Here is a 12196-nt window from a genome sequence, read left to right as displayed (position 1 = left end):
CCAGCTTTTTGTCTAATGTATTATTGCTTCATCATATCACAACTATCATTTGTTAAAAAAAGATACGCTATTCACAATGTGCTCTCTAGTGAAAGAGACCTCAAACGCTTCAATAAAAGCTGAACCTAATAAAAAGAAATGAGCAGCATAACGGCTCATTTCATTAGTACAAAAACATTTATAATAAGAGCTAAAATACATACAGATACAATGGCAATGAGTACGTTCATCACAAGGTTTTGCGAGGATGTTTTGGCTTGTTTTTTCATATCAGCCCGACTCATCTGTTGCTTTTCATGATCACTTTTAGACATCACGTAGCCTCTCCTATTCATCAAAATGTCAGCAGTGTGTAAATGATTTTTGAGAAACCTTGATCCAGTTCTTTTGTATAGACAGCAGCACATGCAGGTTATCACCAGTTATTTTAGCATGTTTTGTCAAATAAGTGGACTATGTAGCGCTTCAATTTAGTATTCACGGGCAAATATATTTAAATTCGTTGCTTTTCTCTTCTTTTCTCGCTATTGTTTGAGAAGAAGGATAATTAGATACGATAAAGGATGATACGATATTGAATAACCATACGCAGCTGCCTCAGTATATTTACACATACGCATGCAGCGAAGAGGAACTCTCACTATGTCAATTAGAGAGACGCTCTCTTTTTGAAATTGAAACTGAGAAACCTATCATAAAAAGTGCCGTTAAAATTGATCCAAGCAGAAGCCCTTTTATCAAAGAACGATTAGATATTATGTATGAATCAGATGACCTTGCAGATATTTGTAAACAAGTAGAAGATATTGACCTTGGAGACAAAACATTTAAACTCATTTTTATGAAAATTAATGACTTGGAAAAAGATCAAAAAATAAGTTATAAAGGTCAGCGTGCTATTGAACGTGATGTGGGTTGGCATTTTGTAGCAGAAGCAGACTTGCATAACCCTGACCATTTGTTTGGCATTGTTCCATTTGAAGGACGCTGGTATTTTGGGAAATATCAAAAAAGCGAAGCGGTATGGCTGCATCATTTGAAGAAACCGCGTGAATACTCTACAGCACTCAGTACCCGCCTTGCAAGAGCTGTAGCTAACATTGCCGTTCCAAACCCTGAAGGAATCAAAGCGATTGATCCATGCTGCGGTATCGGTACAGTCCTTGTAGAAGCCCTTTCAATGGGCATTGATATTGTAGGACGCGATATCAATCCACTTGTGACCGACGGATCTCGTGAAAATATTGCGCATTTCGGCTTAAGCGGTGATGTCAAAACTGGACCGATTTCAGATGTTACAACTCACTATGATGTAGCTATCATCGACATGCCTTACAATCTCTACACCCACGCGACGCCTGAAGATCAGCTTTCTATTTTAAAACACGCTCGCCGCTTTGCGGATAAAGTAGTCGTGATTACAGTAGATACGATTGACCATATGATTCATGAAGCTGGCTTTTCTATTTCAGATCGCTGCGTAGCGCGCAAAAGCGTATTTTCTAGACAAGTAGTTGTATGCGAATAAAAAAGACACCAGTCTAACAGGCTGGTGTCTTTTTATTTACCACTCTTTAGGTTCATAGTCTAATTCTTTGAATAGCTGCGTACGCTCTTTTTTCGTTAAATCTCTCCATTGCCCAACAGGTAAGTTGTTTAAATGGATATTCATAATACGCGTGCGCTGAAGGCGGTATACTTCATATCCGAGCACTTCACACATACGGCGAATTTGACGATTTAAACCCTGTGTTAAAATAATTTGAAACTCATACTTAGACAGCTGTGTCACTTCACAAGGAAGCGTTTTTGTGCCTAAAATTTTTACTCCCTCAGACATGTTTTTGATAAACTCTGGTGTAATTGGCTTATCTACTGCAACAATATATTCTTTTTCATGCTTGTTTTCTGCACGTAAAATTTCATTAATAATATCGCCGTCATTTGTAAGTAAAATTAAGCCGTCTGAATCCTTATCAAGTCGTCCAACGTGGTGAATACGCAAAGGGTGATTGACTAAATCAATGATGTTTCCCTTTACTTTTTTTTCACTCGTACTTGTAATGCCGACTGGTTTATTAAGCGCAATATATACATTATTTCGAGCAATCCGAAGCTGTTGGCCGCTTACTCGAATATCATCGCCAGGCTTAACTTGATCTCCGACTTTTGCAACCTTTCCATTAACAGTTACTCTTCCTTCACTAATTAACTTATCTGCCCCGCGTCTTGACGCCTTTCCAGATTCGCTAATAAATTTATTCAGTCTCAGGTGAATCACAACCTTACATTTAAAAATTTTAAAATTTGTCTCTTCTATTAGAAACAGACATATGCCAATTTCTATACCGTCCCTATCGTAACATGCTATACGCTTCTCGTCTGCTTTTAATTTCATTACTTAATCATATTTTTTTAACAGTAATAGAAGTATAGCTCCAAAATACTTTGTAACCTTATTCTTAACATTTCAATCAATGCTTACACCTGTGAAGCTTGCATCAATCTTCACTTATATACAAGACCTAGACGTCTGGATTGACTGATCAGTATAGAGTTGCTACCATTATACTGACCGATCAACTAGTAATTATATCAGGGAGCTGTTTTCATGGAACCAACCAATTCAAAAGAAAAAATTTTAAGCGCAGCTGCTAAACTTTTTCGCAAAAAAGGCTATCACGCCACCAGTCTAAGTCAAATTACAAAAGAAAGCAGCGCTCCGAGAGGATCTATTTATTATTATTTTCCGGATGGAAAACAACAGTTAGCAAAAGAAGCTATTCAAAAAACGGGAGAAAGAGTCAAAGCTTATATCGAAAAATCCCTCGCTTCTCATGAAGATGCCGCGGCAGCTATTCAATATCATATAAAAATGATGGCTGATCGAATGTTTGAACAAGTGGAAAATGAAGCGGATATCTCTCTCGCTGCTATGTCGAGTGAAGTATGGTCATCAAACGAAACGCTTCGTATGGCCTGTGAAGACGTGTATAACGAGTGGGAGCAAGTTTATGCAGATAAGTTAGTTTGTTCAGGTTATGAACAAGAGGAAGCAAGACAGCTAGGTTCAGCTATACAGTCTTGGATTGAAGGTGCTTATACTCTTTCATTAACTAAAAATAGTACAGTCCCTATGCAAATTGCAGCTGACCAAATTGGTAAGCTGTTTGCAAACAAAAATTAATTTAGTAAAAGGAGGTCACTTATGACACAAACAGAAGAAAAAATGAGTACACAAAGTAAGCTTATCCTTTTCATTTTGATTCTAGGAAATTTTTTATGCTTAATTAGTGAAACGGTAATGAACGTGGCCTTGCCAAGTATCATTTCAGATTTTCACATTAGAACGAGCTCAGCTCAGTGGTTAACTACCGGATATATGCTTGTAATCGGCATCTCTGTTCCGGTGTCTGCTTTCTTAATTCAACGATTCACATTAAGACAGCTGTTTGTGACGGCTATGAGCTTTTACTTAATTGGGTCCTTCATTGGATTTATCACACCATGGTTTTCTCTGCTTTTTGTGGGCCGTATGATTCAAGCATTAGGGACAGGCATTATTTTACCTCTTGTGATGAGCACAATGTTAACACTCGTGCCTGTTAGCAAACGCGGCACCGTAATGGGGATTTTTAGCGTAGCTATTTTATTTGCACCGGCAATAGGACCGGTTCTTTCAGGATTAATTATTCAATATCATTCGTGGCGAATTATATTTCTAGGTCTTTTAATTGCAGCGGCGCTTATTTTCCTATTTGCTCTTTTCAAGCTCAGTAACGTTTCTGAAACATCTAAACCAACAATTCATATCCCATCTGTGATTCTTTCTACAATTGGGTTTGGAGGAGTTGTTTATGGATTTAGCGCAGCTGGTGAAGAGACGGGATGGAGTAATCCTATCGTATGGCTTACGCTCATAATTGGCGTCATAGCTCTTGCTTTATTTGTCAGACAGCAAAGCAAGCTGAATTCTCCTATGATTAATATGAAGCCTTTTAGATCGTCTGTGTTTTCAAGATCGATTTTCTTAATGTTTCTTATTATGATGATTCAGTTTTCAATGATGTTAATTTTGCCGCTATATTTCCAAACGGCTGCGGGACTGTCTCCTTTGCAAACAGGGTTTCTTATGCTTCCAGGCGGCGTAACGCTGGCTCTAACAGCTATGGTGGGAGGAAGTTTGTTTGACAAAATTGGATTTAAACCGCTGCTTTTAACGGGCTTAGTCCTTTTAACAATTATCTTAAGTTTGTTCACTACTATTTCAAGCGGAACAAACACGACGACTGCAGCCATCTTATACGCAGCCTTTACAATTGGCGTAGGTTTAAGCATCGGGCCCGTGATGACGCTTGCTTTAAATCAAGTACCAAAACCGCTTCATGCTCACGGTTCAGCTATTTCAAATACGATTAACCAAGTTTCAGGCGCGATTGGACCCGCTTTGTATACAAGTATTATGACCATGGCTTCTCAGCACTTTATTCAACAATCAAATGAAACGAATAAAACGCTGTTACAAATAAAAAGTATGACAAGCGGGGTTCATACCGTCTATTATGTAGCCATCGCTTTCGCCGTCGTTTCGTTCCTGCTCGCTCTTACGTTAAAGAAAAAAGACCAGCAGCTTGAAACACAATAAGTAAGAAACTGATAAGAGCTGCTCACAATTTGAGCAGCTTTTGTTACATGCAGAATTTATATTATAAATGTAAGAGCAATCATAGATACTATTAAAACAAGGATAACAATACTTTTCTTTCTATCTTCCATGCTTCAATAGCGCCCACGACACCACCAATGACTAAAATAAAAGTACCTATAACGTGCAGAGGCAGCAGAGATAACAGCTTGCAGCTTGCCTAAACTCGCTATAACTCCTCCGGTCAATATAAATCCTGTTGTTACAATAGATTTTACAGATGTTAAGTCTCTTATAGCTTCTTTTTTTTCAGTTTTACTCAGTTTAAAGTAATCTACTATACTAAAAACAGCGGGTGTTCCCTATAAAATAAAGAAGCTAATCAATCTATCGGTGTCTACACTCACTGTTCATTCACCACCTTTATCAATCCCTTACGTTCAGTTCCACCATTTAACAAATAGTTATATATTATTCTTGCTTCAAGGATCCTCCAAAAGAAAATTGATGGTAGTCATCAAGCTTATTCCAATACCCTATGCACTTTACGTCAGGCTCATCAATAGCTAATGCTGCTTTATTAGTTCCTTTATAAGGAAGAAATGCCGTTAACTTAACCTTTTGTTTTGGCTTGATATTTAATTTATTTCCTTCTGCTAACACCTTAAATTTATTATCAGAATAACCGTTTTTCATTTTTAAAGGATACGATAAAAATACATTATTTTGTTTGATGGTCAAATCGCTCTTGTTTACTAATTCCATTTCATATGAAATCCCTTGCTTCATTTTTTGTTCTTTGATTACGTTAATACTTATCTTTTCTAGTTCTCTTAAAGGAACGTTGTCTTCTTCTTTTGAACACCCGGCAAATAAGATGACTAACGCTAATAAAACAAGAATTCCTAACTTTCTATTCAAAAAACAATCCCCTCTCTAGTAACAAAGATTATTTTACAATTATAACTCAAAAAAGTTATTTAATGGAAAAATACAATTAAAAAAGCAAACCGTCATTGGTCTGCTTTTTTAATTGCTACGCATAGGTAATGTGTTGTTGTGCGAAAAACTTTTCGATAAGGAGTTTGCCAACTATATGTATATCGTAACAAAAGAAAAAAGAATGCGCTGTGAGATTTGTCACTCCTTCTTTCAAAATAATCTAACCGGATACTTCCTATTGCCTTACGCAAAAAGAGCAGACCGCAAACGCGACCTGCTCTTTTCACATGCTAGATATGGGTAATTTGTCCATGCGTGAAAAGCTCTTCAATAATAAGGGGTTTATCACTACACTTATAGAATAACAAAGAAAAAAAGATGGGGCTGTGAGATTTATCACAGCCCCATCTTTTTTATCCAACTAGCTTATTAAATTGTACACGTTTATTAATTGCAGCCATAATTGGTGCTCCAACAAGCATAACAATGAACTCACCAACAGCTGTTGTTAACCACGTAAAGAAAAATGGTAAATCAAATGCTAAGTGCAGTTCAAACGCAATAATAAACATCGTGAACGTAAATACAAGTGTATTAACAAGCATACGAGCCCACATATTTTTAATGTAGCGCATAGAAAAAATGGTAATGAGTAATGATAGCACGGATTGTCCTACCCCAAACACCAGATCATAAGCAACCATTGGTGAAAAAAACAAATTCGTCAGAAATACTCCTAGCACAATGCCGTACACGTACTTTTTATTAAACACAATTAAGTGATTGAACATTTCCGATATACGAAATTGGATATTGGTGAAGCCAAACGGCTGGATTAACATGCTGACAGCAATATACATAGCAGCTAAAAGACCGTTGACGCAAAGTGTTCTTATATTCATCTTACTATTCTCTCCTTAGTTTTTTAACGTGGGATGGTTACGAACCACGTAAACACTCAAAGAATCATACAGCAAGCTTAAGCTTTCGTCAATCTAGCTGTTTACAAACTACTGCTCCTTTCTATATCTTGCATATTGACTGCTCTTTTTTCTTACTTTCCTTTAGTATAAAATAGAAGACGTATCAGTATACATAGGTGACATCAAGTAGTTAAGCCTTTTGATTTGAAATACGAAAGGATTTGTAGCGATGTTAGATAATACAGATAAGCACATACTAGAAGAACTATCAAAAAATGGACGTATGAAGATGAAAGAATTAGGAGAAAAAGTGCATTTAACCGGACAAGCCGCTTCTGCTAGAGTATTAAAGTTAGAAGATGAAGGCATTATCAAAGGCTATACAATTAACATTGATGAACGAAAACTCGGCTACATCATCCATGCATTTTTAAATATCTATACGCAGAGCATTCATCACCACCCCTACCTTACATTTTTAGAAAGTCAGCAGGAGCACGTTATCAACAACTTTAAAATCAGCGGCGATGGCTGCTACTTATTAGAATGCAAATTTCATTCAAATGAAGAACTAAATGATTTTTTGACAGAGCTAAATCAGCATGTGAATTACAAACTTTCAATCGTCATTAACAAATAATTTTTTGGAAAATTAAGGTATATTAATTTATGAAAATGGTAATCCTAATAACGTATTCCCCCTATTCCAATAAATTTGAAAATCCTTTGCATCGTCGCAAAGGATTCTTTTTTTATGTAGGAAACCGCCTTCTATTTTTTGAAAAGTTGAACATCTCTCATAGCGTTGACATAGCGGTCAGAGGTTTATATAATCGGTGACATCGAAGCATAGAAAAGCCGGATCAAGACCTATACACGTATCGTAATTCTTCGTCTTAGAAGTTGATCAGTTTTATAACTAGACAATTTCTAAGACGTTTTTTATTTTATCATTTGTGAAACACTAGTAAAAACAAGATTACACATGAAAATATCCTAATAATCAAGGAGGTTTGCATATTGAAAACAATCTATAAAGACATCATCTTAATTATTGTTGGAGCACTTTTAGTTGCTGCATCCATTGATTTTTTCGTCATTCCAAATAAATTAGGTGACGGAAGTACAGTTGGTATTGCTCTTGTTTTATATTATTTATTTCATATCCCTACAAGTATCAGCACATTTCTTGTAAACCTTATATTTATTGCCTTAGCCTATAAATTTCTAACCAAAAAAACGATTCTTTATACGATTCTAGGAGCCGTCATGACGTCCGTTTTCCTCGGTCTAGTCAGCTATATTCCTTTTCACGTTCACGACATGATTTTAGGAATTGTATTCGGGGCTTTACTAATGGGAACAGGACTTGCTCTCATTTTTATCGCCGATGGATCTACCGGTGGAACAACGCTTTTAGCTTATTTATTAAACTATACAAAAGGCTATAATATTTCTAAAAGCATGTTCTATATGGACAGCGTCATTATTTTAGCATCGGTTTTTGCTATTGGCGTCAACAACACACTCTATACTTTTATATTCGTCTATCTTTGTGCCAAAATCGTAGATGTCGTTATCGAAGGTTTCCACAACAAAAAAGCAATGACGATTATGTCCGATCAATACAAAGACATAGCACAAGTTATTACCAGTGAATTTGGAAATGCAGCCACCATCTTTTACGGATACGGCTACTACGCCAACAAAGATAAACGCATTATCTACGTTGTTATTAAAAAGAACGAGTTATTAAAAATTAAAAAGAAAATCCAGCAAATTGACCCGAATTCTTTTATTGTCATCCACGAAGTAAAAGAAGTTGTCGGCGGAAAATTTGGATTTATCGGCAATTCGCCTCATGAAACAAAAGCCGCTGCTAAATAAAAAAATCCACCTCTTGGTGGATTTTTTTATGAAAAAACCGTTAAGAAAAACGAAAAGATACCTGCTAAAAAGTAAACTGACCCTAACGCAATTGCTCCTGTAACGACCGTAAATACACTTAATCCGATAGCCACCTTCATTTTCATCCACATCCCTTTTTAGATTAGTAGTATAAGTATGTCCAAGAATAGAAGATTTATAACTATGCCATCCTATTTATTTCATATATCAATGCAACAATTGTCTATTCAATGTGTTCTAAAACCACCCCTGGCGACATAATGTATAGGAAGGATTTCATATACACATCTTTGTATCACACATATCATATGAAATTAGGTGAGATAAAATGGTGGCTGTCCACTTTTTTGAAAACAGAAAGCTTCTATTAAGCCAGCTGAGGGAAAACATTCCTTCTACGGGTGATGATTTAAAGATTAAAGGGCGAAAAGGAACCGTCGTGCTTGTGAATGACATCGATGAAAAAAATGTTCACGTGGAAGTTGCTTTAGAAAAAGTAGTGAAAAAGAACTTAGCATTAGATAACGCTAAAAAGAAAAGGAGATAAGCGGCTTACGCTTATCTCCTTTTCTTTTTAATTTATATACGAATCGTCTGTATCTGTTGCTTCCGTTTCCAAAAAAAAAGAGACTCCTAAAAAGGAATCTGCAGCAAAGAGCGATATCATCGCCTGAATATTAATACAAGCTATATTTTAACATATAAAAACATATTTTACAAAAATAAACTATTATTTTACGCATAATTATTTTTTATTCCAGGTTTTTCAACATTTGAAACCCATTTCTTATATAGAGCTTTATTTATTTTTCAGGCCAAATTTTTGCATCCGCCTCTAATAACCACTTATGCTCTTCTTCCATAATACGGTCTGTCCACGGATTATTGTCGAGATGGCGAATCATCCAGCAGAAGTACATCGCATAGCCAGGAGCCGTTGCTTGAGGATGATCCAATTCACCAGGAATTGTAATAAAACTATTATCAACTACACGGTACGCATCTTCTCCAACCATTGCGCAGCCAAATCCTTGTGGCTTGTCAAAACGATAGTAATACACTTCGGGCTGGTCATGATGATGAGGCGGATAACTCGACCATCTTCCTGGATAAGAAATAACTTCTCCAATAACAAGGTTAGAGTAAGGAGCGTTATTGTAGTCAAAAATTGTTCGGATTACACGCTGAGCAGTACCTTCCCATACTCCTTCACCAGCCACTGGGTTTTGACAATCTTCGGGCGTATATAATTTTGATGAAAACTCTTTTTCATTATCCGTTTTTTGAACTAGTACTTCACTATCGGCAAGTCCGGTAATTTTGACCTCCACATTTTTTGAAACGTGCAAACACCAAGGCTCTTCTTCAAATAGGGACTGGCGCTGAATTTCTTTCGAATGGCCTTCCCACTCTAGCTTTATCTTTCCTTCTAGTAAAAGAACAGCGGTTTCACTGCTGCTGTCTAGTAAAGTTTCCTCTTTTCCTTGGGCCATTTTATAAATCCCAATATCCATCAGCATATCTTTGTGCTGACCGGTCATTTCTGTAAGTACGTTGTATCCGTTATTTAATTCACCTAATTTACCTAACATGCTTGAATTCCTCCTTTATGTAGTAGCGCGATAAGAATTTACTAATTACTCATTTTTCTTCATAGACTCTCTAAATTCTTTTAAATATGTGACTATGAGGATTTTTTATTAACGGCAATATTCTTGATTTTGTTCAATTATTTGTAGATGCTGTGGCTTCCCTTCGTAACGGAGCCGTTGATTTTCGAACAATCAATTTTGGCTCAAGAAGCAAATGTTCTTTATGCATCGCTGGATATTTCATTTCTCTAACCAGCAAATCCACTACGTTTACAGCCATTTCTTTTGTCGGCTGTGCTACTGTCGTCAACATGGGCGTGATGGTAGTAGAAAGAACCGTATTATCAAAGCCCATCACTGATAAGTCTTGCGGTACATCAATTTTGAATTCTTTTGCAGCTTGGATAACTCCGATAGCCAGTAAATCGTTACAAGCAAAAATAGCCGTCACTTTCTCCTTCATTGAAAAAATTTGCTTAGCACTTTCATATCCTTTTTGAATACTTGCTTCGGTCGTAATAACGTGCTGAGGCGGCACGATGATTCCATTTTCTTGCATAACGTCTCGAAAAGCATCTAAACGGGCGTGATTGCTTTTTGCATCTTCTGTAATAATCGCAATTTTTTTATGATGCAAAGACAGCAAATAATCAGTCGCTAAATAGCTCCCTTTGTAGTCATCCACTGTCACTGTATTAACGGATATGTGAGGAATTTCTGAAGCAATAACGCTAATCGGTATATCTTGCTTAAGCATATTTTTTAAAAGATTAGCATTGCGAAAAGCAGAAGCTACAATTAAACCGTCGATTCTCTGACGTATTAACAGCGATAGATACTTTTTCTCTTTTTCCGCATCGTTATCGGTATTGCACATTACAACATGGAAACCTCGCTCATGACTTCGGTCTTCTATGCTTCTTGCCAAATCGGCAAAAAAAGGGTTGGAGATGTCAGGTACGAGAAGCCCAATCGTTTTAGTGGGTTTTCCTGTTAAAGCAGATGCTACGACGCTTGGATGATAATTCAACTGCGCCATAACCTCAATTACTTTTTGTCTTGTTCTTTCACTAATATGACCGGTTTGATTGATGACTTTTGATACCGTAGAAATTGATACACCTGCTTCTTCAGCCACACTATAAATGGTTGGCTTCATTTCCTCTCCTCCTTTCCTTTCATAAACACATAAAAGGCGTAAAATCTTTTACAATGGAAATTAAAGACCGCTTTTTTCTTTAATAAAGTTTCTTGCTTTTAACGCATATTCAAAAGGATTAGCAAGGGCTGGATCCTGTTCTGCTTCTACGACAAACCATCCGTTGTAATCCGAAGTGGCAAGCGTAGTAAATACTTCATCAAATTCAATAGCTCCGTCACCTGGAACAGTAAAGGCTCCTTCTTTTACCGCTTGCAAGAAACTTAGGTCTTGTTCTTTGACTCGATCAACTACTTCTTGACGAATATCCTTTAAATGAACATGCTTAATACGGTGCAGATATTTTTTTAAGATATAAAGAGGTTCTGCTCCTGAAAAGACAAGATGACCGGTATCAAATAGCAGCGAAACAAGCTCCGGATTGGTAAGCTCCATTAGCTGCTCAATTTCTTCTGTTGTTTGTACTCCTGTTCCCATATGATGATGATAGACAATATGCATATCTTTTTCTCGTGCCAGTTTCCCAAGATGGTGCAGGCCTTCTGCAAGTCTGCTCCACTCTGTTGGCGTGAACACAGGCTTTTCTTTAAATAAAGGAACATCCATCAACCCTTGAATGCTGTGCCCTTGTTCAGACACAACAATTACTTTTGCTCCCATTTCGTATAAAAAATCGCGATGTTCAATAAATGGCGTTACCGTTTCTTCCAGCGGCTTTGTTGTTAAAAATGTACTAAACCATGCACTTGCAATTTCCAAATTCCGAAGCGATAATGCCTTTTTTAAGATTGAAACATTTCGCGGATATTTGTTTCCGACCTCACTTCCTTTAAAACCGGTTAAAGCCATCTCACTGATACACTGTTCGAATGTATTTTCAGCTCCCAGTTCAGGCATATCATCATTTGTCCAAGCAATTGGAGCAATCCCCAGTTTGACCGTATTTTCCTTGAACATCTCTTCCTCTCCCTTATATGAAATTAAAACCTCTTTTATATTTATCGAATGTTTCTCTTCAACAACCTCA

The 12196-nt window shown here is 36.8% G+C and carries 13 protein-coding genes and 1 riboswitch; of the genes, 6 read left to right on the top strand and 7 right to left on the bottom strand.

The window, feature by feature from the left end:
* Positions 1-155: 155 nt before the first annotated feature.
* Complete coding sequence (locus tag ACFX4G_RS23040) at positions 156-314, bottom strand: hypothetical protein (RefSeq protein WP_013055238.1); 159 nt, start codon at positions 312-314, stop codon at positions 156-158.
* Positions 315-574: 260 nt separating this feature from the next.
* On the opposite strand from ACFX4G_RS23040, the gene ACFX4G_RS23035 reads away from it, so the two are divergent.
* Positions 575-1528 (top strand): TRM11 family SAM-dependent methyltransferase, encoded by a 954-nt coding sequence (locus ACFX4G_RS23035; RefSeq protein ID WP_013055237.1) that lies wholly within the window; start codon positions 575-577, stop codon positions 1526-1528.
* Between the two features lie 36 nt (positions 1529-1564).
* On the opposite strand, the gene rluF is transcribed toward ACFX4G_RS23035, so the two are convergent.
* A complete protein-coding gene (rluF, locus tag ACFX4G_RS23030; RefSeq protein WP_025601719.1) occupies positions 1565-2272 on the bottom strand; it encodes a 23S rRNA pseudouridine(2604) synthase RluF in 708 nt (235 codons plus the stop codon).
* 339 nt (positions 2273-2611) lie between these two features.
* Between rluF and ACFX4G_RS23025 the strand changes: the two genes are divergently transcribed.
* Complete coding sequence (locus ACFX4G_RS23025) at positions 2612-3187, top strand: TetR/AcrR family transcriptional regulator (RefSeq protein ID WP_013055235.1); 576 nt, start codon at positions 2612-2614, stop codon at positions 3185-3187.
* 21 nt (positions 3188-3208) lie between these two features.
* Complete coding sequence (locus ACFX4G_RS23020) at positions 3209-4645, top strand: DHA2 family efflux MFS transporter permease subunit (protein ID WP_377577239.1); 1437 nt, start codon at positions 3209-3211, stop codon at positions 4643-4645.
* Positions 4646-5116: 471 nt separating this feature from the next.
* Here ACFX4G_RS23020 and ACFX4G_RS23015 read toward each other — a convergent pair whose 3' ends face one another.
* Both ACFX4G_RS23015 and ACFX4G_RS23010 read right to left on the bottom strand, forming a co-directional pair.
* Positions 5117-5566 (bottom strand): hypothetical protein, encoded by a 450-nt coding sequence (locus tag ACFX4G_RS23015; protein ID WP_025601723.1) that lies wholly within the window; start codon positions 5564-5566, stop codon positions 5117-5119.
* A gap of 434 nt (positions 5567-6000) precedes the next feature.
* Positions 6001-6489 (bottom strand): QueT transporter family protein, encoded by a 489-nt coding sequence (locus tag ACFX4G_RS23010; protein ID WP_013081607.1) that lies wholly within the window; start codon positions 6487-6489, stop codon positions 6001-6003.
* Positions 6490-6498: 9 nt separating this feature from the next.
* Positions 6499-6543, bottom strand: a riboswitch (PreQ1 riboswitch).
* A gap of 196 nt (positions 6544-6739) precedes the next feature.
* Here ACFX4G_RS23010 and ACFX4G_RS23005 point away from each other — a divergent pair.
* The 3 genes from ACFX4G_RS23005 (at position 6740) to ACFX4G_RS22995 (ending at position 8965) form a co-directional block, all read left to right on the top strand.
* Positions 6740-7150: an Lrp/AsnC family transcriptional regulator gene (locus tag ACFX4G_RS23005; protein WP_377577236.1), complete on the top strand. Its 411-nt coding sequence runs from the start codon at positions 6740-6742 to the stop codon at positions 7148-7150.
* 380 nt (positions 7151-7530) lie between these two features.
* Entirely contained in the window at positions 7531-8397 is an 867-nt protein-coding gene (locus ACFX4G_RS23000) for a YitT family protein (protein WP_013055229.1), read from the top strand.
* Between the two features lie 349 nt (positions 8398-8746).
* On the top strand, positions 8747-8965 hold the full coding sequence (locus ACFX4G_RS22995) for a hypothetical protein (protein ID WP_013055227.1): 219 nt from the start codon (positions 8747-8749) through the stop codon (positions 8963-8965).
* Between the two features lie 256 nt (positions 8966-9221).
* Here ACFX4G_RS22995 and ACFX4G_RS22990 read toward each other — a convergent pair whose 3' ends face one another.
* The 3 genes from ACFX4G_RS22990 to iolE form a co-directional block, all read right to left on the bottom strand.
* Complete coding sequence (locus ACFX4G_RS22990; protein ID WP_377577233.1) at positions 9222-10010, bottom strand: 5-deoxy-glucuronate isomerase; 789 nt, start codon at positions 10008-10010, stop codon at positions 9222-9224.
* Positions 10011-10143: 133 nt separating this feature from the next.
* Positions 10144-11169, bottom strand: coding sequence for a LacI family DNA-binding transcriptional regulator (locus tag ACFX4G_RS22985; RefSeq protein ID WP_377577230.1), 1026 nt, complete (start codon positions 11167-11169; stop codon positions 10144-10146).
* Positions 11170-11229: 60 nt separating this feature from the next.
* Positions 11230-12126, bottom strand: coding sequence for a myo-inosose-2 dehydratase (gene iolE / locus ACFX4G_RS22980; RefSeq protein WP_097824972.1), 897 nt, complete (start codon positions 12124-12126; stop codon positions 11230-11232).
* Positions 12127-12196 lie beyond the last annotated feature (70 nt).

Origin of the sequence: Priestia sp. YIM B13486 (assembly GCF_042787865.1) — a bacterium.
GTDB classification, from domain to species: domain Bacteria; phylum Bacillota; class Bacilli; order Bacillales; family Bacillaceae_H; genus Priestia; species Priestia megaterium.
This window is presented reverse-complemented; position numbering and strand designations above follow the sequence as displayed.